Source organism: Xenophilus arseniciresistens, assembly GCF_028023875.1.
Classification (GTDB): domain Bacteria; phylum Pseudomonadota; class Gammaproteobacteria; order Burkholderiales; family Burkholderiaceae_C; genus Xenophilus; species Xenophilus arseniciresistens.
Genome location: NZ_JAQIPB010000002.1, coordinates 79,491 through 103,041, shown reverse-complemented (window position 1 = coordinate 103,041; position 23,551 = coordinate 79,491). Strand labels below are relative to the sequence as shown.

Below are 23,551 nucleotides of genomic sequence, written 5' to 3'. Positions count from 1 at the left end.
CCTTCAGCGCGCGGGCCGGGCCGGGCCGCCCGCGAAGCCGCTGAGCCGGATGTCGGGCGCACTGGTGTTGTGGCGCGAAGGCTGGCTGCGGCCGAACACCACCGAGCGCACCTGCAGCGTGTTCAACTGCGACAGCGGCATCACCTGCTCCGGGGCATGGCGGCCCGCCCGGGCTGCGTCGCGCCATCGCACTTCGCTCACATCGGCGTTGTCGGGCGCCACATGCATGGAGCGCAGCATGGCAAAGGGCTGCGTGTGCGGCACGGCCGGGTTCAGGCGCAGGTCGACGGCCGTGCGTGCACGGCTGGCTTCCACCACGCGCAGCACCGCGCTGCCGCCCTGGGCAAAGCGCAGGTGAAAGCGCATGGGCCGCGGCTCGATGTGGACGTGCGAGATCTCGACCACCGGCCGGCCGGCCTGCGTCACCGGCCCCAGCAGCAGCGATGAGCCATACACCCCGTCGCCCAGGTGGGCCAGCGGCAGCGGCTTGAGGCGCCAGTAGCCGTCGGCCGGATACAGCACCAGCACCTCGCGGAACTGGCCGTCGATGCGGCGCAGGAGCTGGAGCAGATGGAAGCCGCGATCGTGCAGCCTGCCCACCTGCACGGGCACCTGCTGCGGGCGCCAGAACTGCGGCAGCACGCGACCCACGAGGCGCCAGTCGCGGTCCTGGTGCAGCATGCGCACGCGCGGCTCGAAGTCGTGACGGGGGTCGGTCAGATGGCTGGCGCCGTCGAAGTCGCAGCCCGAGAAATCGGGTGCGCTGCCGTCTCGTTCAACCGCAGCGATGTAGGGTGGCTGCAGGGCCTCCACGCGCAGCTGCCGGATGCCCACGGCGCTGAGCGCGATGGAGACGTTGTCTTCCTCGGCGCAGGTGGTGGGCGTGCTCAGTTGCGAAGCTGCACGGCCAACTGGGCGCGTGCGCTGCCGGGCCATGCCGGCGCCAGCAGCGCCAGGCAGATCGCGGCGAGCAGAGCGGGGGCGGGCGGTAGGCGATGCGTGCGAGCAGGCATGGGCGGCGGCAGGGCCGGGCTGCGGCCCTGGCCGCATCATGCCTGCGCGCGCTGGCCCACGAGGTCGGAGAAGAGCCGGTGTTCGCAGACAGGGTCCGAACACTTCTCGCAGTTGCTGCGCCAGTTGGCGAGGCTGCGGGCTTCCGCGGTGGGCTGTGCGTCACCGGTCTGTTGCTGCGCCAAGCCCAATGCGCTTTGCAGTGCCTGCCAGGCCTGCAGCGCGATGGCCGCATCGTCGCCATGCAGCACGCCATAAGCCGCACCGGCTGCGTGCAGTTGCTCGCGCAGGAAGGCTTGCCGGGCCTGCGCCGATGCGTCTTCGTCGGCGCGCGCGGCGCACAGCAGCACCAGGGCGGCGCGGCTCAGCCGGGCCAGCGCAGATGCGGCTTCGCCATCGCAGAACGAAGGGGTGGGGAGGGGTTGGGGCAGGGCCTGGAGCCGGCCTTGCAACTGCGCGATGAGCCACTGGCGGCGGGCCAGCGGCCCGCCCAACACCAGAATCAGGGGCGCCGCCAACGCTGCGGCGGGCTTCACTTGGCGATCTGCACCAGGATTTCGTTGGGCTTGACCATGCCCAGCTCCTGGCGCGCACGCTCTTCCACCATCTCGATGCCTTCCTGCAGGTCGGCCACCTCCGAGCTCAGGCGCTCGTTGCCGGTCTGGGCCTTGGCGTTGGCCTCCTGCTGCTTTTCAAGCCGCTCGCGCAGCTGCGACACCTCCGGCACGCTGCCGCGGCCCGTCCACAGCTGGACCTGCAGCACCAGCAGCAGCAGGACCAGCACGATGGGCACGATGACGCGGGAGCTCATGAAGGCAGCAGCAGCGCGGGGGCTTGCGTCTTAGCGCAGGTTGTAGAAGGCAGCGCGGCCGGGGTAAACGGCCACGTCACCCAGGTCTTCCTCGATGCGCAGCAGCTGGTTGTACTTGGCCATGCGGTCCGAGCGCGAGAGCGAGCCGGTCTTGATCTGGCCGGCGTTCAGGCCCACGGCGATGTCGGCGATGGTGGAGTCCTCGGTCTCGCCCGAGCGGTGCGAGATCACGGCCGTGTAGCCGGCGCGCTTGGCCATCTCGATGGCTTCGAAGGTCTCGGTCAGCGTGCCGATCTGGTTGATCTTGATCAGGATCGAGTTGGCGATGTTCTTGTCGATGCCTTCCTTGAGGATCTTGGTGTTGGTCACGAACAGGTCGTCGCCCACCAACTGCACCTTCTTGCCCAGGCGCTCGGTCAGCAGCTTCCAGCCGTCCCAGTCGCCTTCGTGCATGCCGTCCTCGATGCTGATGATCGGGTATTTGTCGCACCAGGTGGCCAGCATGTCGGTCCATTGCTCGGCCGTCAGTTGCAGGCCGCCTTCGCCTTCGAGCACGTACTTGCCGTCCTTGTAGAACTCGCTGGCCGCGCAGTCCAGGCCCAGGGCGATCTGCTCGCCGGCCGTGAAGCCGGCCTTGTCGATGGCTTCCAGGATCAGCTGGATCGCGGCTTCGTGGCTTTCGACGCTGGGCGCAAAGCCGCCTTCGTCGCCCACGGCGGTGCTGATGCCCTTGTCGTGCAGGATCTTCTTGAGCGCGTGGAAGACCTCGGCACCGTAGCGCAGCGCTTCACGGAAGCTGGGTGCGCCCACGGGGATGATCATGAACTCCTGCAGGTCCAGGCTGTTGTTGGCATGCGCGCCGCCGTTGATCACGTTCATCATCGGCACCGGCAGCTGCAGGCCGCCCATGCCACCAAAGTAGCGATACAGCGGCAGGCCCGATTCCTCGGCCGCGGCACGGGCCACGGCCATCGAGACGGCCAGCATCGCGTTGGCGCCCAGGCGGCTCTTGTTGTCGGTGCCGTCCAGGTCCAGCAGCGTGCGGTCGAGGAAGGCCTGTTCGCTCGCGTCCAGGCCCAGCACGGCTTCGGAGATCTCGGTGTTGATGTGCTCGACGGCCTTGAGCACGCCCTTGCCCAGGTAGCGGCCCTTGTCGCCGTCGCGCAGCTCGATGGCTTCGCGGCTGCCGGTGGACGCGCCCGAGGGCACGGCCGCGCGGCCCATGGTGCCGCTTTCCAGCAGCACGTCGCATTCGACGGTGGGGTTGCCGCGGCTGTCGAGGATTTCGCGGCCGACGATGTCAACGATGGCACTCATTCAATTTCACCTTCTGCTCAGTTTTTGAAACTTGTTCCCTGCGCGTGACCGCAGGGCTGAAAAAGGGTGGACCTGCGGGTCCGGGGGCTCTGGAACGGGCTGGGCTTCAGCCCGCCCCTTCGACGACGACCATGCGCATGACGGCAGCGCCCTCGCGCGCCGCGCGCGCCTTGCCGTATTCGGCCGAGGCGTTGAAGGCCTTGGCTGCTTCGACGCTGGGAAACTTCAGCACCACGATCCGCTGCGGCGCCCAGTCGCCTTCGAGCACTTCCACCTTGCCGCCGCGCACGCAGACTTCGGCACCGTGCACCTGCATGGCGGCCGAGGACCATTTCTTGTACTCCTCGTACTGCGCAGGGTTCGTGACTTCGACGTTGGCGATGATGTAGGCGCTGGGCATGTGTCTGGGTTTGGACGTGAAGTGAGGGGTACGCGGGCGTCAGGCCTGGAAGCGGTCTTCGAGGAAGCCGTTCTTCTTGGTCACGCGATCGAACTCGACCAGCGTTTCCAGCAGCGCCTTCATGTGCTTGAGCGGCACGGCGTTGGGGCCGTCGGAGAGGGCCTTGTTCGGATCCGGGTGCGTTTCCATGAACAGGCCCGCCACGCCCACGGCCACGGCCGCGCGCGAGAGCACGGGCACGAATTCGCGCTGGCCGCCCGAGCTGGTGCCCTGGCCGCCCGGCAACTGCACCGAGTGCGTGGCGTCAAAGACCACGGGCGCGCCGGTCTCGCGCATGATCGCCAGGCCGCGCATGTCCGAGACGAGGTTGTTGTAGCCGAAGCTGGCGCCGCGTTCGCAGGCCATGAAGCTGTCTTCGGGAAGGCCGGCTTCCCGGGCCGCCGCACGCGCCTTGTCGATCACGTTCTTCATGTCGTGCGGTGCCAGGAACTGCCCCTTCTTGATGTTCACCGGCTTGCCCGACTGGGCGGCGGCACGGATGAAATCGGTCTGGCGGCACAGGAAGGCGGGCGTCTGCAGCACGTCGACCACCTTGGCGGCCTCGGTGATGTCCTCTTCGGAGTGCACGTCGGTGAGCACCGGCAGGCCCAGCTCGCGCTTGACCTTGGCCAGGATCTCCAGGCCCTTTTCGCGGCCCGGGCCGCGAAAGCTGGTGCCCGAAGAGCGGTTGGCCTTGTCGAAACTGCTCTTGAAGATGAAGGGAATGCCCAGCGCCGAGGTGATTTCCTTCAACTGGCCGGCCGTGTCCAGCTGCAGTTGTTCGGATTCGACCACGCAGGGGCCGGCGATGAGGAAGAAGGGATGGGCCAGGCCCACCTCGAAACCACACAGTTTCATCTTGCGCTGCTCGTGGGATGCAGGGTTGGGTGGACCGGGTTCAGTTCACGGCCTTCAGGGGCTTCTTGTCGCTGCCCTTGTCCCGGTGCACCAGCGCCGCCTTGACGAAGGCGTTGAACAGCGGGTGGCCTGCCCAGGGGGTGGACTTGAACTCGGGGTGGAACTGCACGCCCATGTACCAGGGGTGCGTCGACTGCGGCAGCTCGACGATCTCGGTGAGCTGCTCGCGCTGCGTGAGCGCGGAGATCACCAGGCCGGCCTGGCGCAACTGGTCCAGGTAGTTCACGTTCGCTTCGTAGCGATGGCGGTGGCGCTCGGTCACCACGTCGCCATAGATGCTGTGGGCCAGGGTGCCGGGCTGCACGTCGGAGCTTTGCGCGCCCAGGCGCATGGTGCCGCCCAGGTCGGACTTCTCGTTGCGCGTCTTGATGCTGCCGTCCGCGTCCTTCCACTCGGTGATCAGGGCGATGACGGGGCAACTGGTCTGCGCGTCGAACTCCGTGCTGTTGGCGTTCTTCAGGCCCGCCACGTTGCGCGCGTATTCGATGGTGGCGACCTGCATGCCCAGGCAGATGCCCAGGTAGGGCAGCTTGTTCTCGCGGGCATAGCGGGCGGCGGTGATCTTGCCTTCCACGCCGCGCTGGCCGAAGCCACCGGGCACCAGGATGGCGTCGTACTTGGACAGGCGCGAGACGTTGTCCGGCTGGATCGTCTCCGAGTCCAGGTAGTCGATCTTCACGCGCGCATGGTTCTTCATGCCGGCGTGGCGCAGGGCCTCGTTGAGCGACTTGTAGCTGTCCGACAGGTCGACGTACTTGCCCACCATGGCGATGGTCACTTCCTGCTGCGGATGCTCGACCTCGTAGACCAGGTCGTCCCAGCGCTTGAGCTGGGCCGGCGGCGTGTTCAGGCGCAGCTTGTCGCAGATGAGCCCGTCGAGCCCCTGCTCGTGCAGCATGCGCGGCACCTTGTAGATGGTGTCCACGTCCCACATCGAGATCACGCCCCACTCGGGCACGTTGGAGAACAGCGAGATCTTGGCGCGTTCTTCCTCGGGAATGCGGCGGTCGGCGCGGCACAGCAGCACGTCGGCCTGGATGCCGATCTCGCGCAGCTTCTGCGCCGTGTGCTGCGTGGGCTTGGTCTTGAGCTCGCCGGCCGCTGCGATGTAGGGCAGGTAGCTCAGGTGCACGAAGGCGCTGTTGTTGGGCCCGGCCTTCAGGCTCATCTGGCGCACGGCTTCGAGGAAGGGCAGCGACTCGATGTCGCCCACGGTGCCGCCGATCTCGACGATGGCCACCTGCACCTCATGCGGGGTGCCGATGCCGGCGCCGCGCTTGACGTATTCCTGGATCTCGTTGGTGATGTGCGGAATCACCTGGACGGTCTTGCCCAGGTAGTCGCCGCGGCGCTCCTTCTCCAGCACGGACTTGTATATCTGGCCCGTGGTGAAGTTGTTGGCCTTGCGCATGCGCGTCGTGATGAAGCGCTCGTAGTGGCCGAGGTCGAGGTCGGTTTCCGCGCCGTCGTCGGTCACGAAGACTTCGCCGTGCTGGAAGGGCGACATCGTGCCGGGATCGACGTTGATGTAGGGGTCGAGCTTGATCAGGGTGACCGTGAGGCCGCGGGATTCAAGGAGGGCGGCGAGCGAGGCGGAGGCGATTCCCTTGCCCAGGGAAGACACCACACCACCGGTGACGAAGACGAATTTGGTCATTGCCTAGTGCGAACGCGCAGGTTCGGCAGTGGGAAATGCAGATTATAGGTGTGGCCCTCGTGCGTTCTGCGCCGTGGCGGTGCATGTCCCGCCTGCGTGCACGGCGGTGCCTGCCAAGGGTGCCCTGGCGCCCGCCGCCCCGCTGCTACAGTGCGCGCCATGCAAGATCTCGCAGGCAAGCACATCGTTCTGGGGCTCACGGGAGGCGTGGCCTGTTTCAAGTCGGCCGAGCTGTGCCGGCTGCTGGTCAAGGCCGGCGCCACGGTGCAGGTGGTCATGACCGAGGCGGCGGCGCAGTTCATCACGCCCGTCACCATGCAGGCACTGTCGGGCCGGCCGGTGTTCCAGTCGCAATGGGATGCGCGCCAGCCCAACAACATGCCGCACATCGACCTGGGCCGCGAGGCCGACGTGATCGTGCTGGCGCCGGCCAGCGCCGACTTCATCGCCCGACTGGCGCAGGGCCGCTCCGACGAGCTGCTGAGCCTGATGTGCCTGGCGCGCCCCGCGCAGCGCGTGGGCCTGCTGGTGGCGCCGGCCATGAACCGCGAGATGTGGGCGCACCCCGCCACGCAGCGCAACCTGCGCCAGATCGATGCCGACGGCGCGCGCGTGCTCGGCGTGGGGCAGGGATGGCAGGCCTGCGGCGAGCACGGCGACGGTCGCATGCTGGAGGCTGCCGAGCTGCTCGAGGAGATCGTGGCCCACTTCCAGCCCAAGGTGCTGGCGGGGCGGCATGTGGTGGTCACGGCCGGCCCCACCTTCGAGGCGCTGGATCCGATCCGCGGCATCACCAACCATTCCTCCGGCAAGATGGGCTTTGCCATTGCGCGCGCCGCGCGCGAAGCCGGGGCCGAGGTCACGCTGGTGGCCGGGCCGGTGCATCTGGCCACGCCGCGCGGCGTGCAGCGCATCGACGTGAAATCGGCGCAGCAGATGCTGCAGGCCACGCAGGCGGCGGTGCAGCAGGCTTCGGTCTTTGTGGCCACCGCGGCCGTGGCCGACTGGCGCCCGGCCAGCCAGGCCGAACACAAGATCAAGAAGGACGGCAGCGGTGCCACGCCGGTGCTGCACTTCGTCGAGAACCCGGACATCCTGGCCACCGTGGCCCAGGGCGAGCGCGCGCGCAGCGGGGCGCTGTTCTGCGTCGGCTTTGCCGCAGAGAGCGAGAACCTGGCCGAGCATGCCAAGGCCAAGCGCGCGCGCAAGGGCATTCCGCTGCTGGTGGGCAACATCGGCCCGCTCACCTTCGGGCAGGACGACAACGCACTGCTGCTGGTGGATGCCCAGGGCGTGCGCGAACTGCCGCGCGCGCCCAAGCTGCAACTGGCGCGCGAGCTGGTGGCCGAGATCGCCGCGCGGCTGCAGCGTGCGCCACACGCTGCAGGCGTCTGAGCCGACGGGCACGCTTTTTCAGCGCCTGCGTTTCCTTTCAAACAAACCATCGCGCGCGGCCCCTTTCCTTCTGCTGCCGCTGCGCAAGGAACCTTCATGAAGATCGATGTGCGCGTGCTGGATGCACGCATGAAAGACGAGTTGCCCCGCTACGCCACGCCCGGCAGCGCCGGCCTGGACCTGCGCGCCTGCCTGGATGCGCCCCTGACCCTGGCGCCGGGTGCCTGCCAGCTGATCGGCACGGGCATCGCCATCCATCTGGCCGATGCGGGCTACGCGGCGCTGATCCTGCCGCGCTCGGGGCTGGGCCACAAGCACGGCATCGTGCTGGGCAACCTGGTGGGCCTGATCGACAGCGACTACCAGGGCGAGCTCAAGGTCAGCGCCTGGAACCGGAGCCAGACCGAATTCGTGCTCCAGCCCATGGAGCGCCTGGCGCAGCTGGTGGTGGTGCCGGTGGTGCAGGCGCAGTTCAACCTCGTGGACAGCTTCGCGCAAGCCAGCGAACGCGGCGCGGGCGGCTACGGGTCCACGGGCACGGCCTGATCCGGGCGGGAACCTGGCGGGCCGCGAAGGCTCCAACCGCTTCGCGCACCAGGGCGCGCCGCCGGGGTCATCCGCGGCGCGTGCTGGCGCGTTGGAGCGCACAAAGGCCTGGCAATCGCCCAGTGCCGCAGAAACAGGAAGGAGGCGCCACATGCCCACATTGCCCGCATTCATTTCGTCCTCCCCTCGCGCCCGCCGCTGGCTGCGCCTGGGCGCTGCCCTCACGGCGGTGGCGGCCCTGAGCGCCTGCGTGGTGGCGCCGCCGGTCTATCACCAGAGCAGCTACCCCTACCAACCTGCGCCGCGCACCTATCCAGCCTATCCGGCCCAGGTGGCGCCCTATGGCACGCTCGAATACGGCCACGTGGCCAACATCGACGTCATGCGCTCCGAGCGCCCGGGCTATGGCACTTCGGGTGGCGGTGCGGTGGCGGGTGGCCTGATCGGCGGCGTGGTCGGCAACCAGTTCGGCCAGGGCTCGGGCCGGGCGGCGGCCACCGCGCTGGGCCTGGTGGGCGGTGCCTTGCTGGGCAACGCCATCGAAGCGCAGAACAACGGCCCGCGTGCCCACGAGAGCTACCGCATCTCGATCCAGACCGACCGCGGCGAATGGCGCGTGTTCGACGTGCCGCACCCCGGTGACCTGCAGGTCGGCGACCGCGTGCGCATCGACAACGGCCAGATCTCGAGGTACTGAGGCGGCAGGCCGCGAAGCAGCCTCAGGGCTGCTTCAATGGACGGAGTCGCTGCCGGGTGCCATCGGCTCAAAGCGGAAGAAGCCCGTGCCCGTCGTGCCGCGGCCGATTTCCTCTTCGGTGGCTTCGCGCACCGACCGCACCGTGAGGTCGATGCGCAGCGCAATGCCGGCCAGCGGGTGGTTGCCATCGAGCACGAGGTGGTCGGGGTAGATCTCGGCCACGGTGTAGATCGCGTCCTTCGGGATGTCCGCGCTGACGCCCGCGGGCAGTGCCGAACCTTCGAAGGTCATGCCTTCGACGACTTCGTTGGGAAAGAGCGAGCGCGGCTCGAGGAAGAGCAACTGGTCGTCGAAATCGCCAAAAGCCTGCTCGGGCTCCAGGTGAAGCTGTACGCGCGCGCCCACGCCGTGGCCCTGCAGCGCCTCTTCGATGGCCTGCAGCAGGTCGTTGCCGCCGACCAGGAATTCCACCGGGTCGTCGAGCACATCCAGCTCGTCGCCCAGGGTGTCTTTCAGGGTCCAGGTCAGGCCGACCACGCATTGGGGAGTGATATCCATGGGGGAGAATTCTCCCATGGACATTGATTCACCCTTGCCGCTGCTGGGCGGCTTGAGCCCGGCGCAGTTCATGCGCCGCCATTGGCAGAAAAAACCGCTGCTGGTGCGCCAGGCCATCCCCGGCTTCTCGGCACCTGTTTCGCGCCCTGCGCTGTTCGACCTGGCCGCGCGCGACGACGTGGAAAGCCGCCTGATCACGCACGACCCCGCAAAGGGCTGGAGCCTGCGCCACGGCCCGGTGCAGCGGCGCGCGCTGCCGCCGCTGTCACGCCGCGCCTGGACGTTGCTGGTGCAGGGTGTGGACCTGCATGACGAGGCCGCGCACCAGTTGATGCAGGCCTTCCGCTTCCTGCCCGATGCGCGGCTGGACGACCTCATGATCAGCTACGCGAGCGACGGCGGCGGCGTGGGCCCGCATTTCGACAGCTACGACGTGTTCCTGCTGCAGGCCAGCGGCCGGCGCGAATGGCGCATCGGACGGCAGAAGGACCTCACGCTGCGCGAAGGCCTGCCGCTGAAGGTGTTGGAGAACTTCGAACCCGAACAGAGCTGGGTGCTGGAGCCCGGCGACATGCTCTACCTGCCGCCGCGCTATGCCCATGACGGCGTGGCCGTGGGCGGCGACTGCATGACCTATTCCATCGGCCTGCGTTCGCCGGCTGCGCAGGAGCTGGCGCTGGACCTGATCACGCGCATCGCCGAAGCCGGCGAGGACGACGATGAACCCCGCAACGCAGGCGCGAGCGGGCGCCGCTATGGCGATGCCGCGCAACTGCCCGTGACGGCGCCCGCCAGCATCCCCGCCGCGCTGCAGGGCTTCGCGCGCGAGGCCGTGCGCGCCGCGCTGTCGGCAGACGACACCATCGACTGCGCGTTGGGTGAATCGCTGACCGAACCCAAGCTCAACGTGTGGTTCGACGAGGGCGAGGCGCCGCGGCCGGGCCAGGGCCTGCGCCTGGATCGGCGCACCCGCATGCTCTACGACGAGCGCCATGTGTTCATCAACGGCGAAAGCTACCGCGCCGCGGGCCGCGACGCGACCCTGATGCGGCGCCTGGCCGACCGGCGCGTGCTCAGCGCGGCCGAGTTCGCGCGGGCCAGTGCCGATGCGCAGGCCCTGGTGGGCGACTGGTGCGAAGCAGGGTGGGTGCATGCCGATTGAGGAGGCAGGCGACCCCGTCGCGCCTTCGGCCTGGCGCTGGCCCGAGGGTGCCGTGGAAGGCCCCGGTGACTTTGCGCAGCGCGTGCGGCAGGTGCTGGCTGCCGCCGCAGGGCAGGGCTGGCAGGAGATGGTGTTCAGCGATGCCGACTTCGCCGATTGGCCGCTGGGCGAGCGCGCCGTGGCGCAGGCCCTGCAGGACTGGGCCGCCAGCGGCCGGAGCCTGAAGCTGGTCGCCACCCATTTCCAGCATTTCGAGCGCGCGCATGCGCGCTTCGTGCAATGGCGCAGGCAGTGGGACCACATCGTGCAGTGCCGCGCCTGCGCCGGCGCCGGTGCACCTGAGGTCCCCAGTGCGCTGTGGACCCCCGCGGGCCTGGTGCAGCGCATCGACCCCCTGCGCAGCCGCGGCGTGAGCAGCACCGAGCCTGTGAACCGTGTTGCATTGAGACAGGCTCTTGACGAATGCTTTCAGCAGGGGCGGCCTGCCTTTGCCGCATCGGTGCTGGGCCTGTAGGTCCAGGCCGCGAATACCCGCTGCCCGGATGGACCGGGAGCCTGCGTGCCTGCAAGATGAAGCGCATGCCACTGCGGTGGCTTCTTCTTCATTCCTGGAGGTTTTCGACCATGCGCTCCTTGTCTTCCACCCTCTGCATTGCCGTGCTGGGCAGCGCCGCGCTGGTGGCCTGTGGCGAACGCAGCCCCACGCCTTCCGCACCCACCGTGCCATCGCCCTCGTCGCCTGCGGCCGTGCCGACCCCCAACGCGCCGGCCTCGGCGCCGGGCGCGGCCTCTGCGCCTTCGTCAGGCACCGATCCGCAAAGCGGCACGCCGCATTCCGGCGCCTCCACGCAGGCACCCGCGCCTGGCGACGGCGAGGGTGCGGCGTCCAGCACCCTGCCGGCCGAAAACAAGAAGCCCTGAATGGGCGCCGCGCCGGCAGGTTGACTGACGGGCCGAAGGAGCGCGTCAGACCTGCAGCCAGTCGCTGCCCTCGGCCGCATCGGCCGTGAGCATGTCCGATGGCTGCGCGCCCAGGCCGTCGGCCAATGCGGCGCGGGCCAGTTCGGGCCGATTGTTCTGCAGGCTCAGGTGCGCGGCCAGCACATGCCGCAGCCCGGCATGGTGCACGGCACGGGCGATCTCGCCCGCTGCCGCGTTCGACAGGTGCCCATAACGGCCACTGACGCGGTGCTTGAGAAAGGGTGGATAGCGCGAGGCCGCCAGCATCTCGGGGTCGTGATTGCACTCGAGCAGCAAGGCGTGCAGACCCTGCAGATGCGCCATGACATGGGCGCTGGCATGGCCCAGGTCGGTCAGTACGCCGAGCTGGCGGTCGCCATCCGAACAGCGCAGCTGCAGCGGCTCGCGCGCATCGTGCGGCACGGTGAAGGGGCGCAACTCCAGCGCGCCCAGCGCAATGGCCTGGCCGTCGCGCGCCAGGCGCAGCCGGCCTTGGTAGTCCGGCGCGCCCGTGGCCAGCCAGGTGCCTTCGCTCATCCACACATCGATGCCGTTGCGCAGCGACAGCGCATGCGCGCAGCCGATGTGGTCGCCATGCTCGTGGGTGACGAAGACGGCATCGAGGTCCTCGGGCTTGAGGTCGATGCGGGCCAGCCGTTGGTCCAGTTTGCGCAGGTTGAAGCCGCAGTCCACCAGCAGCCGCGTGGTATGGCTGCCGTCGCTGGCTTCGATCAGCGTGCCGTTGCCGGTGCTGCCGCTGCCCAGGCTGCGAAAGCGCAACATGGCGTCATCCGAAAAAAGAGGAGGGGCTCAAGCAGCGATGCCGGCTCAAGGCCGGCATCGCGTCTTCAGAGTGCGGGGCAGCTGCCTCAGCGCAGGTCGTCGGCAATCACCTGAACGATGCGCTGGGCGGTGGCCGCAGGCACGGCGCCGCCGCTTTCGCCGAGGACCGACACGGTGGTGCTTTCGCCCTGGCTCTTGACCTGCACGCGGTACTTCTGCGGGCTGTTGTCTTCCTTCTTCGAGCCGCCGAAGAGGCGACCGAAGACGCCGGGCTTGCCGGTTTCGCGCTCGGGGTTGGGCGCCACGTAGCGCACGTAGTAAAGGCCCGCGCTGCGGTCGCGGTCTTCCACCGTGAAGCCGGTGCGATCCAGGGCCAGGCCGACACGGCGCCAGGCGCGGTCGAAGCCTTCGGAGATCTGCACCACGGGCTGGCCGCCCGCGTTGCTGATGGTGGCGGTGCGCTGCGGCGCTGCGGCGGCCGTGGCGGCAGCCTGCTTGGACTGCTCCTGGGACACGCCCAGCTTGACCATCAGGCGGCGCAGGAATTCGGTTTCGAGTTCGGGATCGACCGGGCGCGGCTGCCAGGTGGTGTTGTCCTGGCGCTGGCTGGTGTAGACCTCGACCATGCCGCGATGCGTGATGTAGATCTCGGTGCCGTTGCCCGAGCGCTCCAGGCGCGTGCGGAAGCGGTCCAGCTCGCCGGTGGAATAGACCGAATCGATGAGCTTGCCCAGCGTGCTGCGGATCACGTCCTGCGGCAGCTTGGCGCGGTTCTCGGCCCAGTCGGTTTCCAGGATGCCGAGGTTGCGCTGCTCCGAAGTGAGCAGGAAGCCGCTCTCGAGCCAGAAGTCGCGCACGGCGTCCCAGACCTCCTCGGGCGGGCGGTTGACCACCACCCAGCGCTGGTTGCCCGAGCGCTCCATGCGCACGTCGCCCAACTGGGCCACGGCGGTGGGGATGCCCGGGGCGCTGGCGCGGCCGGCTTCGTAGGCATTGGCAGAAACGGCGCCGCCCGGGATGGCGTAGCGGTTCTCGCGCGAGAGCTGCGTCAGGTCCGGCGGCACCTCCAGCGTGGGGGCCTTGCCGGCGCTCTTGTAATCAATCTTGTCGGTCTCGAGCACCGAACAGCCGGCCAGGCCGGTGATCAGAGCCAGGGCCGCGATGCGCACACAGGTGGGATTCAAGAGGGTCATCTTTGGAAGGCGGTGGAAGTGGGCCGGACTGGGCAAGGCGCCCAGGCGCCTGAGCCATGGAGTCAAACGGCGCCCGAAAGTTTTATTTTCTGCGACGACAGGGGCCGGCGCCGTTCAATCCTGCAGCACGCCGCTGCTGCGCAGCGCGGCTTCCACGCCAGCTTGCAGGGGCTCGGACAGAGGAGTCAGCGGCAGGCGCAGCGTGCCACCGGCACGGCCCATGCGCGAAAGCGCCCACTTGACGGGGATGGGATTGGGCTCCACGAAGAGCTGGCGATGCAGCGGCATCAGCTGGAACTGGATCTGCATCGCGCGGCGAGCATCGCCGGCCAGCGCGGCCACGCACAGCTCGTGCATCAGGCGCGGCGCCACGTTGGCCGTGACGCTGATGTTGCCCTGGCCGCCGCACAGCATGAGGGCCACGGCGGTCGGGTCATCGCCCGAATAGACCGCAAAGTCCTTGGGCAGGTCGCGGATCAGCCATTGCGCGCGCTCGATGTTGCCGGTGGCTTCCTTGATGCCGACGATGCCGGGCACCTCGGCCAGGCGCAGCACGGTGTCGTGCGCCATATCGGCCACGGTGCGGCCGGGCACGTTGTACAGCACCATGGGCAGCTCGCCCACGGCCTCGGCGATGGCCTTGAAGTGCCGGTACTGGCCTTCCTGCGTGGGCTTGTTGTAGTAGGGCACCACCTGCAGCTGCGAATTGGCGCCCACGCCCTTGGCGTAGCGGGCCAATTCGATGGCCTCGGCCGTGGAGTTGGCGCCGCAGCCGGCCATCACGGGCACGCGGCCGGCGGCCTGCTCGACGCTGACGCGGATGATTTCGCAGTGCTCTTCGACATTGACCGTGGGCGATTCACCCGTGGTGCCGACCACGCCCAGGCAATCAGTGCCTTCGGCGATGTGCCAGTCGATGAGCTTGCGCAGGGCGGGGTAGTCGACGCTGCCGTCTTCGTGCATCGGCGTCACGAGCGCGACGATGCTGCCAGTCAGTTGCTCCAAGGAGGGTCTCTTTGGCTGAAAAGATGAAGCGAGCATTCTACCGACTGCCTCAGGGCGGCCGAAGTAGGTGGCGAACGGGTTTTTGGGGCGCTGCCGCGGGTGCGCGCGCAGCAACCATGCGCTGCACGAAGCGCGGCGCGGGGGTGTCGACGAAGCCGTCCTCGTAGGCGATCACCCGCAGCCGGGCGCTGGCGGCGCTTTGAAGCAGCTCACCGGGTGCGAGCAGGAACTCGGCGCGAGCCGGCCGGCCCACGCTTTCCTGGCCCTGGGCGAAGGTCTCGTAGATCAGCAGGCCGCCCGGCGCCACGCAGTCGGCGATCTCTGCGATGCGCGCTCGCCAGAGGTAGTTCGTGACCAGCACCGCATCGAACTGCTGGCCAGCCAGCGGCCAGAGGCCGTTCTCGATGTCGGCGGCCAGCACCTGCGCCCCGGCCTGGGCCAGCGGCGCCAGGCTGGCCAGCGCGGCCGGGTCGCGGTCCACGCCGCAGAGCTGGAAGCCCTGCGCATGCAGCCAGTACATGTGGCGGCCCGGTCCGCAGGCCACGTCCAGCACCCGGCCGCCGGGCCGGATCAGGTGCGCCCAGCGCAGCAACCAGTCCGAGGGCGGGTGAAGGGGCTGCGGCGGCTGGATGGCCTGCACGGCGCTCATCCTCCGAAGCAGGCCCAGATCATGTCGCTGAGCATCACCAAAAAGCCGGGCCGCAGGTACAGCGCCAGCACGCCCAGCAGAACGGCCGCCGCGGTGGCCCAGCCGGCCAGGCGCAGTGCGGCCGTCTTCCAGGTCGAAGGCGATGCGGTGGGGGAGGCGGCAGGGGCGGACATGGTGGCGATGGCGCGATTGTCGGCAGATCAGGCCGCCTGCGGGCTGCCGCGCGCAATGGCCCCTTCCTTGACGGGCAGGTTCACCAGCGCCGCGAAGACGCCCAGCGCGATGGCGATGTACCAGACGATGTCGTAGCTGCCCGTGCGGTCGTACAGGTAGCCGCCCAGCCAAACGCCCAGGAAGGAGCCCACCTGATGGCTCAGGAACACGAAGCCGCCCAGCATCGAGAGATGGGCCACGCCGAAGATCTGCGCAATGATGGCGTTGGTGGGCGGCACGGTGGACAGCCACAGCGCGCCGATCACGGCCGCGAACAGGTACACCGAAAGCGGCGACAGCGGCGCGATCAGGAAGGCCGAGATGGCGATGGCGCGGCCGAGGTAGATGAAGGCCAGGATCTTGCGCTTGGCCACGCGCTGCCCCAGCGTGCCGGCGATGTAGGTGCCGACCACGTTGAACAGGCCGATCAGCGCCAGCGCATAGCTGGCCACCTCGGGCGACAGGCCCTTGTCCTTGAGGTAGCTGGGCATGTGCACGCCGATGAACACCACCTGGAAGCCGCAGACGAAGTAGCCGGCCATCAGCAGCCTGAAGCTCGGGTAGCGGAAGGCCTCGGCCACCGCCTGGCCGATGGTCTGCTGGCGGCGCACGGCGCCCGCGTTCAGGCCCGGCTCGCGCAGGCCGAAGGCCAGCGGCACGATGACCAGGGCCAGCAGCGCCAGCACCAGCAGCGCCGTCTGCCAGCCCAGCTGCAGGATCAACTGGCCTTCCACCGGCACCATGAAGAACTGGCCGAAGGAGCCGGCCGCGGCCGTCACGCCCATGGCCCAGGAGCGCCTGTCGGCCGGCAGCTGGCGCCCGATCACGCCGTAGACCACGGCATAGGTGGTGCCGGCCTGGGCCGCGCCGATCAGCACGCCGGCCGTGAGCGAGAACATCAGCGGCGTGGGCGACAGGGCCATGCCGGCCAGGCCCAGCGCATAGAAGGCCGCGCCGATGAGCAGCACGCGAAAGGCACCCAGCCGGTCGGCCAGCATGCCTGCGAACACGCCGAAGATGCCCCACGACAGGTTCTGGATCGCGATGGCGAAGGAGAAGGTCTCGCGCGTCCACCCCTGGGCCTGCGTGATGGGCTGCAGCCACAGCCCGAAGCCGTGGCGGATGCCCATGGACAGCGTGACGACGAGGGCGCCGCAGATCAGGACCTGGCGCATGGACAAGGGGGCGGGGGAGGACATGGACGAGGGGCGGGCAGGAGAGTCCGGGGAGACGCCGTGCGCAGGCACGGGGGCGGCGCGCGGATTGTGCTTGCTTTGGCCGCGCCTTGCAGGCGGCGGCTCGGCCGGGCCTGTGCCACTGCTGCAGGCCGCCCCGGGTCGGGCCGGCTGCGCAGGCCCCACAATCGGCGCCGTGGAACTGCGCCAGCTTCGCTACTTCGTTCGCATCGTCGAGGCGGGCTCGATGAGCCGCGCCGCCCTGGACCTCGATCTGGTGCAGTCGGCGCTGAGCCAGCAGATCAGTCGCCTGGAGGGCGAGCTGGCCACGCGCCTGCTGCAGCGCACGCCGCAGGGCGTGACGCCGACCGAGGCCGGGCTGGCCTTCTTCCGCGAGGCCAAGCTCACGCTGCGCCATGCCGAACAGGCGGTGCGCGCGGCGCAGCAGGCGCGGCTGTCGGGCAGCGTCAGCATCGGCCTGGCGCCCACCACCTCTGCGCTGCTGGGGCTGCCGCTGATGCAGGCCATGCGCGCGCGCTACCCCGCGGTGCGGCTGCACATGGTCGAGGGCATGTCCGGCCATCTGGCTTCCATGCTGCGCGTGCGTGAGCTGGACCTGGCCGTGCTCTTCGGCCATCGGCCCGATGCGACCGAGCTGCGCCAGCCGGCCGCCGGCGCGGGTGCCGGCTGGCAGGTGCAACCGCTGATGGAAGAGGAGCTGTTCCTCATCCGCAGCGCGGCCGGCGCCCCGCTGCCGCAGGCGCTGGACATCGCCGCCCTGGCCGGGGAGCCGCTGATCGTGCCGACCGGCCCGCACGGGCTGCGCAGCACGCTGGACGGCGTCTTCGCCCGCGCGCGTTTCACGCCCAACGTGGTGCTGGAGGTGGACTCTCTGGCGATGGTGATGGCTGCCGTGGACGCCGGACTGGGCGCCACCCTGCAGCCCTGGGCAGCGCTGGGCCGCTATCCCGATGCGGCGCAGCGCTTTCGCTGGGCGCGGCTGGATGTGCCCGATGCGCGGCGCATCAACCTGCTGTGCAGCCTGGCGGAGGAGGAACTGCCCCCCGCCGCGCTGGCCGCGCGCGGCGTGCTGCGCGATTGCTTGCGCACCCTGGTCGCCGAGGGCCGCTGGGCGGGCGCGCTGCTGATCGGCGATTGACGCAGCGGGCATCACGTTTTGTGATGCCCCCATGACGCGGCGGCTCTGCACGAGCCGGCGCCCCTTTCCTACAGTGCCGGCAGGCCGGACGCGCGGGCAGCCGGCGCCCACGAGGAAAGAGACAGATCACGATGAATCCCGATGTGCTTGTCATCGGCGGCGGCAATGCCGCGCTGTGCGCCGCGCTCATGGCGCGCGAGGCCGGCGCCAGCGTGCTGCTGCTGGAGGCCGCGCCGCGCGACTGGCGCGGCGGAAATTCCAGCCACACGCGCAACCTGCGCTGCATGCACGACGCGCCGCAGGACGTGCTGGTCGAAGCCTATCCCGAGGAGGAGTACTGGCAGGACCTGCTGAAGGTGACCGGCGGGCGCACCGACGAGCACCTGGCGCGGCTGGTGATCCGCCACTCGGCCGGCTGCCGGCCCTGGATGCGCGGCCACGGCGTGCACTTCCAGCCGCCGTTGTCGGGCGCGCTGCACGTGGCGCGCACCAATGCCTTCTTCATGGGCGGCGGCAAGGCGCTGGTCAACGCCTACTACCGCAGCGCCGAGGCGCGCGGCGTGCAGGTGCGCTACGAATCGCCGGTGGACCGCCTCGAGATCGAGAACGGCCGCTTCGTGGCCGCGCATTGCACGGTCAACGGCCGGCCCGAGCGCATCGTGGCCCGCAGCTGCGTGCTGGCGGCCGGCGGCTTCGAATCCAACCGCGACTGGCTGCGCGAGGCCTGGGGCCGCAACGCGCGCGGCGAATGGCCGTCGGACAACTTCCTGATCCGCGGCACGGCCTACAACCAGGGCGTGCTGCTGCGCCACATGCTGGACGAGCAGGGCGCCGAGCGCATCGGCGACCCGACGCAGGCGCACATGGTGGCCATCGACGCCCGCGCGCCGCTGTACGACGGCGGCATCTGCACGCGCATCGACTGCGTCTCGCTGGGCGTGGTGCTCAACCGCGAGGGCGAGCGCTTCTACGACGAGGGCGAGGACTTCTGGCCCAAGCGCTATGCGATCTGGGGCCGCCTGGTGGCGCAGCAGCCGGGGCAGATCGGCTATTCGATCATCGACAGCCAGGCCATCGGCCGCTTCATGCCGCCGGTGTTCCCGGGCGTGGTGGCAGACACCTTGCCCGAGCTGGCCGCAAGGCTGGGCCTGCCGGTCGAGCGCTTCATGCAGACGCTGGACGCCTACAACGCGGCCTGCCGGGCCGGCAGCTTCGACCACACGGCGCTGGACGACTGCCACACCGAGGGGCTGGTGCCGCCCAAGACCCACTGGGCGCGCCCCATCGTGCGTGCGCCCTTCTACGGCTATGCGCTGCGGCCCGGCGTGACCTTCACCTATCTGGGCCTGCGCACCGACGACACGGCCGCCGTGCGCTTTGGCGCCTCGGCCAGCCCCAACCTCTTCGTGGCGGGCGAGATGATGGCCGGCAACGTGCTCGGCCAGGGCTACACGGCGGGCGTGGGCATGAGCATCGGCACCGCCTTCGGCCGCATCGCGGGGCACAACGCCGCGCAGGCCGTCCTGCAGCGCCCGCCGCAGGGGCTGGCCGCACTGATCGCCGAAGACCGGCAAGCCCAGGGAGATGTCCATGCAGTCGCTTGAAGCCCTTGCGCACGAGGCCAGCGCCCTGGCACGTGGCGAACTGGTTCCCGTGCACGCCCCGACGGCGGCCGAATCCGAGGTGGCCCGCCAGCTCCAGATCTGCAATGCCTGCCGCTACTGCGAGGGCTTCTGCGCCGTCTTTCCGGCGATGACGCGGCGGCTCGAGTTCCCCGTCGCCGACGTGCATTTCCTGGCCAATCTGTGCCACAACTGCGGCGCCTGCCTGCACGCCTGCCAGTACGCGCCGCCGCACGAATTCGCCGTCAACATTCCGCAGGCGATGGCGCGCGTGCGGGGCCAGACCTACCACGACTACGCCTGGCCGCCCGCGCTGGGCCGGCTGTACAAGCGCAACGGCCTGGCGCTGTCGCTCGCGCTGGCAGGCGCTCTGGCGCTGTTCCTGGTGCTGGCGGTGCTGCTCAAGGGGGGCGTGCGCGGCCTGTGGGGGAGCGTGCCTGCGGGCGGGAGCTTCTACGACCTGTTTCCGCACAACCTCATGGTGGCCCTGTTCGCGCCGGTGTTCCTGTTCGCGGTGCTGGCCCTGGCGCTGGGCGTGCGGCGCTTCTGGCGCGAGATCACGCCCGTGACCAGCGGCGCGCCGCTGAGCGCGCCGGCCGCCGCCGAGGCCACGCACAACGTGCTGCGCCTGACCTACCTGGACGGCGGCCACGGCGACGGCTGCCACGAGGCCGACGATGCCTACACCCAGGCACGGCGGCGCTTCCATCACCTGACCTTCTACGGTTTCATGTTGTGCTTTGCGGCCACTTCCGTGGCCACGCTCTACCACTACCTGCTGGGCCAGGCCGCGCCCTACGACCTGCCCAGCCTGCCCAAGCTGCTGGGCGCCGTGGGCGGCCTGATGCTGATGGCGGGCACGGCCGGGCTCGGCTGGCTGAACCTGCGCCGCCATCCGCTGCATGGCGACGCCGCGCAAAAGCCGATGGACCTGGGCTTCATCGCGCTGCTGTTCGCGGTCAGCGCGTCGGGCCTGGGCCTGTGGGCGGCGCGCGGCACGCCGGCCATGGCGCTGCTGCTGTGCCTGCACCTGGGCGCGGTGATGGCGCTGTTCGCCACCTTGCCCTACGGCAAGTTCGCCCACGGCATCTTCCGCACCGCCGCGCTGCTGCGCCATGCGGTGGAAAAGCGCCGGCCCTCGCCGGTGGGCCTGGGCGCGGACTGAAGGCCCGCGCGCCGAACTGATTTCGCTGTTCAAACCACAAGGAGACCCCGATGAATTTCCAAAGACGCCTGCTGGCGGCGGGCGCAGCCTGCGCCGCGCTGTGTGCTGCCGCGTGGCTGCCCGCCGTTGCGCAGGCCCCGGACTTCCCGCCCAAGAAACCCGTCACGCTGGTCGTGGGCTTTGCGCCCGGCGGTGCGGCGGACGCCGCGGCGCGGCTGATCGCCAAGAAGCTGGCCGACAACGTGGGGCAGACCATCGTGGTGGACAACAAGGCCGGCGCGGGCGGCAACATCGCGCACCAGTTCGTGGCCGGCCAGCCCGGCGATGGTTCGGTGCTGCTGTTCGGCTCGGTGGGGCCGCTGACCATCGCGCCGCACCTGATGAAGCTGCCCTACGACCCCTTCCGGGACCTGGCGCCCATTTCCGGCGGCGTGTACTTCCCCAACGTACTGGTGGCGCACAAGGCGCTGGGCGTGAAGACGCTGGCCGAGTTCGTCGCGCTGGCCAAGACCAAGAGCGTGGATTTCGCCTCCACGGGGGCGGGCTCGGCCTCGCACCTGGCGGGCGAGCTGTTCAACCAGCGGGCGGGCATCGACATGGTGCACGTGCCCTACAAGGGAGGCGCCCCGGCGCTGCAGGACCTGATCGGCGAGCGCATCGCGTCCTACTTCGCGGCGCCGCCCACGGCCATGCCGCATGTGGAAGCCGGCCGCCTCATTCCGCTGGCGACCACCGGTCTGACCCGGCCCGACTACCTGCGGGGCATTCCCACGGTGGCCGAGGCGGGCTACCCGGGTTTCGAGGCGCTGAACTGGTACGCCTTCGTGGCGCCGGGCAAGACGCCCGCGCCGATGCTCGACCGCTGGAACCGGGAGATCGTCAAGGTCCTGAACGACGCCGAGGTCAAGGAGGCGCTGCTCAAGCATGGCCTCACGCCCCAGCCCACCACGCGCGCGGAGTTCGCGGCCTTCATGAAGAAGGAGTCCGACCAGTGGGGCACGATCGTCAGGCAGCGCAAGCTGACGGCCAACTGAGGCAAGCCCCGCAGGGAGGAGGGCGTGGGGCTGGATGTTCATCCAGTCTTTTCATGGCGCCGTGACTACAATCCGCCGCCATGGCAACTTCCTCCCAGACTTCCCCCGCCTATTCGGAAGGCTCGATCCGCGTTCTCAAGGGCCTGGAGCCCGTCAAGCAGCGGCCGGGCATGTACACGCGCACCGACAACCCGCTGCACATCATCCAGGAAGTGCTGGACAACGCGGCCGATGAGGCGCTGGCCGGCTACGGCAAGAAGATCAAGGTCACGCTGCACGCCGACGGCTCGGTGAGCGTGGAAGACGATGGCCGCGGCATTCCGTTCGGCCTGCACCCCGAAGAAAAAGCGCCCGTGATCGAGCTGGTCTACACCCGGCTGCACGCGGGCGGCAAGTTCGACAAGGGCCAGGGCGGCGCCTACAGTTTTTCCGGCGGCCTGCACGGCGTGGGTGTCTCGGTGACCAACGCGCTGAGCAAGCGGCTCGAGGTCATCTCGCACCGCGAGGGCCAGGTCGCGCAACTGGCCTTCTCGGGCGGCGACGTGATCGAGCCCCTGCAACTGCGCGCCCAGGCCGGCGGCGACCGCAGGCAGGGCACCACCGTTCGCGCCTGGCCCGACGCCAAGTATTTCGAATCGGCGGCGCTGCCCATGCACGAGCTGGTGCATCTGCTGCGCAGCAAGGCCGTGCTGATGCCGGGTGTCACGGTCACGCTGGTCAACGAGAAGTCCAAGGACCAGCAGCAGTGGCTCTACAAGGGCGGCCTGCGCGACTACCTCATGCAGACGCTGTCGGCCGATCCGGTGATTCCGCTGTTCGAGGGCGCGGGCCATGCCGACAAGAATGCCGACAACTTCGCCGAGGGCGAGGGCGCCGACTGGTGCGTGGCTTTCACCGAGGAAGGCCAGCCGGTGCGCGAGAGCTATGTCAACCTGATCCCCACCAGCGCCGGCGGCACGCATGAAAGCGGCCTGCGCGACGGCCTGTTCAACGCCGTCAAGAGCTTCATCGAGCTGCATTCGCTGCTGCCCAAGGGCGTCAAGCTGCTGCCCGAAGACGTGTTCGCGCGCGCCAGCTACGTGCTCTCCGCCAAGGTGCTGGACCCGCAGTTCCAGGGCCAGATCAAGGAACGGCTCAACTCGCGCGACGCCGTGCGTCTGGTTTCCAGCTTCGTGCGCCCGGCGCTGGAACTCTGGCTCAACCAGCATGTGGACTACGGCAAGAAGCTGGCCGAGCTGGCCATCAAGGCGGCCCAGACGCGCCAGCGCGCCGGCCAGAAGGTGGAAAAGCGCAAGGGCTCCGGCGTGGCCGTGCTGCCGGGCAAGCTCACCGACTGCGAAAGCAAGGACATCAGCCACAACGAGGTCTTCCTGGTCGAGGGCGATTCGGCCGGCGGCAGCGCCAAGATGGGCCGCGACAAGGAATGCCAGGCCATCCTGCCGCTGCGCGGCAAGGTGCTCAACACCTGGGAGGTGGAGCGCGACCGCCTGTTCGCCAACACCGAGATCCACGACATCTCGGTGGCCATCGGCGTCGACCCGCACGGGCCCGAGGACAGCCCCGACCTCAGCGGCCTGCGCTACGGCAAGATCTGCATCCTGAGCGATGCCGACGTGGACGGTTCGCACATCCAGGTGCTGCTGCTCACGCTGTTCTTCCGCCACTTCCCCAAGCTGATCGAGACCGGCCACGTGTACGTGGCCCGGCCGCCGCTGTTTCGGGTCGATGCGCCTGCGCGCGGCAAGAAGCCAGCCTCCAAGGTCTACGCACTTGACGAGGGCGAGCTCACCGCCATCCTCGACAAGCTGCGCAAGGACGGCGTGGCCGAAGGCAAGTGGAGCATCAGCCGCTTCAAGGGGCTGGGCGAGATGAGCGCGGAACAATTGTGGGAAACCACGCTCAATCCAGACACCCGCCGCCTGCTGCAGGTGCGTCTGGGCCGCCTGGACTTCACCGGCACCCAGGGCGAGATCACCAAGCTCATGGGCAAGGGCGAAGCCGCCGCGCGGCGCGAGCTGATGGAGCTGCGCGCCGATGACGTGGAGGTGGATGTTTAGCGGAACAACACCCCCAAGCCGCTTC

At 69.2% G+C, this 23,551-nt stretch carries 25 protein-coding genes; 11 read left to right on the top strand and 14 right to left on the bottom strand.

Going from position 1 to position 23,551, the window contains the following annotated elements; translation table 11 throughout:
- Positions 1 to 3 precede the first annotated feature (3 nt).
- The 7 genes from PGB34_RS05050 to PGB34_RS05020 form a co-directional block, all read right to left on the bottom strand.
- Positions 4 to 936 (bottom strand): hypothetical protein, encoded by a 933-nt coding sequence (locus tag PGB34_RS05050; protein WP_271427003.1) that lies wholly within the window; start codon positions 934 to 936, stop codon positions 4 to 6.
- Between the two features lie 113 nt (positions 937 to 1,049).
- The gene (locus tag PGB34_RS05045) at positions 1,050 to 1,547 is read right to left on the bottom strand and encodes a hypothetical protein (RefSeq protein WP_271427002.1); all 498 of its coding nucleotides are present in this window, start codon (positions 1,545 to 1,547) and stop codon (positions 1,050 to 1,052) included.
- Positions 1,544 to 1,822 carry a septum formation initiator family protein gene (locus PGB34_RS05040; RefSeq protein WP_271427001.1) on the bottom strand — a complete coding sequence of 93 codons (279 nt, stop codon included), beginning with the start codon at positions 1,820 to 1,822 and terminating at the stop codon, positions 1,544 to 1,546. The genes PGB34_RS05045 and PGB34_RS05040 overlap by 4 nt, the downstream gene beginning before the upstream one ends.
- A gap of 30 nt (positions 1,823 to 1,852) precedes the next feature.
- On the bottom strand, positions 1,853 to 3,139 hold the full coding sequence (eno, locus tag PGB34_RS05035; protein ID WP_271427000.1) for a phosphopyruvate hydratase: 1,287 nt from the start codon (positions 3,137 to 3,139) through the stop codon (positions 1,853 to 1,855).
- Between the two features lie 106 nt (positions 3,140 to 3,245).
- Positions 3,246 to 3,539: a DUF1330 domain-containing protein gene (locus tag PGB34_RS05030; protein ID WP_271426999.1), complete on the bottom strand. Its 294-nt coding sequence runs from the start codon at positions 3,537 to 3,539 to the stop codon at positions 3,246 to 3,248.
- A 39-nt stretch (positions 3,540 to 3,578) separates the two neighbouring features.
- Positions 3,579 to 4,436: a 3-deoxy-8-phosphooctulonate synthase gene (gene kdsA / locus PGB34_RS05025; protein ID WP_271426998.1), complete on the bottom strand. Its 858-nt coding sequence runs from the start codon at positions 4,434 to 4,436 to the stop codon at positions 3,579 to 3,581.
- Positions 4,437 to 4,476: 40 nt separating this feature from the next.
- Positions 4,477 to 6,153 carry a CTP synthase gene (locus PGB34_RS05020; RefSeq protein ID WP_271426997.1) on the bottom strand — a complete coding sequence of 559 codons (1,677 nt, stop codon included), beginning with the start codon at positions 6,151 to 6,153 and terminating at the stop codon, positions 4,477 to 4,479.
- A 159-nt stretch (positions 6,154 to 6,312) separates the two neighbouring features.
- Between PGB34_RS05020 and coaBC the strand changes: the two genes are divergently transcribed.
- The 3 genes from coaBC to PGB34_RS05005 all read left to right on the top strand — a co-directional run bounded on the left by coaBC (position 6,313) and on the right by PGB34_RS05005 (position 8,791).
- Positions 6,313 to 7,548 (top strand): bifunctional phosphopantothenoylcysteine decarboxylase/phosphopantothenate--cysteine ligase CoaBC, encoded by a 1,236-nt coding sequence (coaBC, locus tag PGB34_RS05015; protein ID WP_271426996.1) that lies wholly within the window; start codon positions 6,313 to 6,315, stop codon positions 7,546 to 7,548.
- A 96-nt stretch (positions 7,549 to 7,644) separates the two neighbouring features.
- The gene (gene dut / locus PGB34_RS05010; protein WP_271426995.1) at positions 7,645 to 8,094 is read left to right on the top strand and encodes a dUTP diphosphatase; all 450 of its coding nucleotides are present in this window, start codon (positions 7,645 to 7,647) and stop codon (positions 8,092 to 8,094) included.
- Positions 8,095 to 8,245: 151 nt separating this feature from the next.
- Entirely contained in the window at positions 8,246 to 8,791 is a 546-nt protein-coding gene (locus tag PGB34_RS05005) for an outer membrane lipoprotein (protein WP_271426994.1), read from the top strand.
- Positions 8,792 to 8,824: 33 nt separating this feature from the next.
- Here the strand turns inward: PGB34_RS05005 and PGB34_RS05000 are convergent, their stop codons facing one another.
- On the bottom strand, positions 8,825 to 9,349 hold the full coding sequence (locus PGB34_RS05000) for an FKBP-type peptidyl-prolyl cis-trans isomerase (RefSeq protein ID WP_271426993.1): 525 nt from the start codon (positions 9,347 to 9,349) through the stop codon (positions 8,825 to 8,827).
- Between the two features lie 16 nt (positions 9,350 to 9,365).
- Here PGB34_RS05000 and PGB34_RS04995 point away from each other — a divergent pair, with 16 nt between their 5' ends.
- From PGB34_RS04995 to PGB34_RS04985, 3 genes are all read left to right on the top strand, one after another.
- Positions 9,366 to 10,511: a JmjC domain-containing protein gene (locus PGB34_RS04995; RefSeq protein ID WP_271426992.1), complete on the top strand. Its 1,146-nt coding sequence runs from the start codon at positions 9,366 to 9,368 to the stop codon at positions 10,509 to 10,511.
- Positions 10,501 to 11,025 carry a hypothetical protein gene (locus tag PGB34_RS04990; protein ID WP_271426991.1) on the top strand — a complete coding sequence of 175 codons (525 nt, stop codon included), beginning with the start codon at positions 10,501 to 10,503 and terminating at the stop codon, positions 11,023 to 11,025. Before PGB34_RS04995 ends, PGB34_RS04990 begins: the two co-directional genes overlap by 11 nt.
- A 110-nt stretch (positions 11,026 to 11,135) precedes the next feature.
- Positions 11,136 to 11,432, top strand: coding sequence for a hypothetical protein (locus tag PGB34_RS04985; RefSeq protein ID WP_271426990.1), 297 nt, complete (start codon positions 11,136 to 11,138; stop codon positions 11,430 to 11,432).
- Between the two features lie 45 nt (positions 11,433 to 11,477).
- Here the strand turns inward: PGB34_RS04985 and PGB34_RS04980 are convergent, their stop codons facing one another.
- From PGB34_RS04980 to PGB34_RS04955, 6 genes are all read right to left on the bottom strand, one after another.
- Positions 11,478 to 12,254: an MBL fold metallo-hydrolase gene (locus tag PGB34_RS04980; protein WP_271426989.1), complete on the bottom strand. Its 777-nt coding sequence runs from the start codon at positions 12,252 to 12,254 to the stop codon at positions 11,478 to 11,480.
- Between the two features lie 86 nt (positions 12,255 to 12,340).
- A complete protein-coding gene (gene bamC, locus PGB34_RS04975) occupies positions 12,341 to 13,438 on the bottom strand; it encodes an outer membrane protein assembly factor BamC (protein ID WP_271426988.1) in 1,098 nt (365 codons plus the stop codon).
- 123 nt (positions 13,439 to 13,561) lie between these two features.
- Complete coding sequence (dapA, locus tag PGB34_RS04970) at positions 13,562 to 14,488, bottom strand: 4-hydroxy-tetrahydrodipicolinate synthase (RefSeq protein WP_271426987.1); 927 nt, start codon at positions 14,486 to 14,488, stop codon at positions 13,562 to 13,564.
- A gap of 13 nt (positions 14,489 to 14,501) precedes the next feature.
- Positions 14,502 to 15,092, bottom strand: a complete 591-nt coding sequence (locus PGB34_RS04965) for a class I SAM-dependent methyltransferase (RefSeq protein ID WP_271426986.1) — start codon at positions 15,090 to 15,092, stop codon at positions 14,502 to 14,504.
- A gap of 5 nt (positions 15,093 to 15,097) precedes the next feature.
- On the bottom strand, positions 15,098 to 15,274 hold the full coding sequence (locus PGB34_RS04960; RefSeq protein ID WP_271426985.1) for a hypothetical protein: 177 nt from the start codon (positions 15,272 to 15,274) through the stop codon (positions 15,098 to 15,100).
- A 27-nt stretch (positions 15,275 to 15,301) separates the two neighbouring features.
- Positions 15,302 to 16,513 (bottom strand): MFS transporter, encoded by a 1,212-nt coding sequence (locus tag PGB34_RS04955; protein ID WP_271426984.1) that lies wholly within the window; start codon positions 16,511 to 16,513, stop codon positions 15,302 to 15,304.
- A 172-nt stretch (positions 16,514 to 16,685) separates the two neighbouring features.
- On the opposite strand from PGB34_RS04955, the gene PGB34_RS04950 reads away from it, so the two are divergent.
- The 5 genes from PGB34_RS04950 (at position 16,686) to PGB34_RS04930 (ending at position 23,526) form a co-directional block, all read left to right on the top strand.
- Positions 16,686 to 17,648 carry a LysR substrate-binding domain-containing protein gene (locus PGB34_RS04950; protein WP_271426983.1) on the top strand — a complete coding sequence of 321 codons (963 nt, stop codon included), beginning with the start codon at positions 16,686 to 16,688 and terminating at the stop codon, positions 17,646 to 17,648.
- Positions 17,649 to 17,779: 131 nt separating this feature from the next.
- Complete coding sequence (tcuA, locus tag PGB34_RS04945; RefSeq protein ID WP_271426982.1) at positions 17,780 to 19,252, top strand: FAD-dependent tricarballylate dehydrogenase TcuA; 1,473 nt, start codon at positions 17,780 to 17,782, stop codon at positions 19,250 to 19,252.
- The gene (gene tcuB / locus PGB34_RS04940; protein ID WP_271426981.1) at positions 19,239 to 20,435 is read left to right on the top strand and encodes a tricarballylate utilization 4Fe-4S protein TcuB; all 1,197 of its coding nucleotides are present in this window, start codon (positions 19,239 to 19,241) and stop codon (positions 20,433 to 20,435) included. The genes tcuA and tcuB overlap by 14 nt, the downstream gene beginning before the upstream one ends.
- A 50-nt stretch (positions 20,436 to 20,485) precedes the next feature.
- Entirely contained in the window at positions 20,486 to 21,469 is a 984-nt protein-coding gene (locus PGB34_RS04935) for a Bug family tripartite tricarboxylate transporter substrate binding protein (protein ID WP_271426980.1), read from the top strand.
- 80 nt (positions 21,470 to 21,549) lie between these two features.
- Complete coding sequence (locus tag PGB34_RS04930; protein WP_271426979.1) at positions 21,550 to 23,526, top strand: DNA topoisomerase IV subunit B; 1,977 nt, start codon at positions 21,550 to 21,552, stop codon at positions 23,524 to 23,526.
- Positions 23,527 to 23,551: the final 25 nt, after the last annotated feature.

What these genes read in the sequence shown, in the direction of transcription:
- PGB34_RS04990 (WP_271426991.1), top strand. Translation starts at nt 10,501, where the DNA reads ATGCCGATTGAGGAGGCAGGCGACCCCGTCGCGCCTTCGGCCTGGCGC.
- tcuA (WP_271426982.1), top strand. Translation starts at nt 17,780, where the DNA reads ATGAATCCCGATGTGCTTGTCATCGGCGGCGGCAATGCCGCGCTGTGC.
- PGB34_RS04980 (WP_271426989.1), bottom strand. Translation starts at nt 12,254, where the DNA reads ATGTTGCGCTTTCGCAGCCTGGGCAGCGGCAGCACCGGCAACGGCACG.
- eno (WP_271427000.1), bottom strand. Translation starts at nt 3,139, where the DNA reads ATGAGTGCCATCGTTGACATCGTCGGCCGCGAAATCCTCGACAGCCGC.
- PGB34_RS04930 (WP_271426979.1), top strand. Translation starts at nt 21,550, where the DNA reads ATGGCAACTTCCTCCCAGACTTCCCCCGCCTATTCGGAAGGCTCGATC.
- PGB34_RS04955 (WP_271426984.1), bottom strand. Translation starts at nt 16,513, where the DNA reads ATGTCCTCCCCCGCCCCCTTGTCCATGCGCCAGGTCCTGATCTGCGGC.
- PGB34_RS05005 (WP_271426994.1), top strand. Translation starts at nt 8,246, where the DNA reads ATGCCCACATTGCCCGCATTCATTTCGTCCTCCCCTCGCGCCCGCCGC.
- PGB34_RS05000 (WP_271426993.1), bottom strand. Translation starts at nt 9,349, where the DNA reads ATGGATATCACTCCCCAATGCGTGGTCGGCCTGACCTGGACCCTGAAA.
- PGB34_RS04985 (WP_271426990.1), top strand. Translation starts at nt 11,136, where the DNA reads ATGCGCTCCTTGTCTTCCACCCTCTGCATTGCCGTGCTGGGCAGCGCC.
- tcuB (WP_271426981.1), top strand. Translation starts at nt 19,239, where the DNA reads ATGCAGTCGCTTGAAGCCCTTGCGCACGAGGCCAGCGCCCTGGCACGT.
- PGB34_RS05050 (WP_271427003.1), bottom strand. Translation starts at nt 936, where the DNA reads ATGGCCCGGCAGCGCACGCGCCCAGTTGGCCGTGCAGCTTCGCAACTG.
- PGB34_RS05030 (WP_271426999.1), bottom strand. Translation starts at nt 3,539, where the DNA reads ATGCCCAGCGCCTACATCATCGCCAACGTCGAAGTCACGAACCCTGCG.
- kdsA (WP_271426998.1), bottom strand. Translation starts at nt 4,436, where the DNA reads ATGAAACTGTGTGGTTTCGAGGTGGGCCTGGCCCATCCCTTCTTCCTC.
- dut (WP_271426995.1), top strand. Translation starts at nt 7,645, where the DNA reads ATGAAGATCGATGTGCGCGTGCTGGATGCACGCATGAAAGACGAGTTG.
- dapA (WP_271426987.1), bottom strand. Translation starts at nt 14,488, where the DNA reads ATGCTCGCTTCATCTTTTCAGCCAAAGAGACCCTCCTTGGAGCAACTG.
- PGB34_RS04995 (WP_271426992.1), top strand. Translation starts at nt 9,366, where the DNA reads ATGGACATTGATTCACCCTTGCCGCTGCTGGGCGGCTTGAGCCCGGCG.
- PGB34_RS04935 (WP_271426980.1), top strand. Translation starts at nt 20,486, where the DNA reads ATGAATTTCCAAAGACGCCTGCTGGCGGCGGGCGCAGCCTGCGCCGCG.
- PGB34_RS05040 (WP_271427001.1), bottom strand. Translation starts at nt 1,822, where the DNA reads ATGAGCTCCCGCGTCATCGTGCCCATCGTGCTGGTCCTGCTGCTGCTG.
- PGB34_RS04960 (WP_271426985.1), bottom strand. Translation starts at nt 15,274, where the DNA reads ATGTCCGCCCCTGCCGCCTCCCCCACCGCATCGCCTTCGACCTGGAAG.
- PGB34_RS05020 (WP_271426997.1), bottom strand. Translation starts at nt 6,153, where the DNA reads ATGACCAAATTCGTCTTCGTCACCGGTGGTGTGGTGTCTTCCCTGGGC.
- coaBC (WP_271426996.1), top strand. Translation starts at nt 6,313, where the DNA reads ATGCAAGATCTCGCAGGCAAGCACATCGTTCTGGGGCTCACGGGAGGC.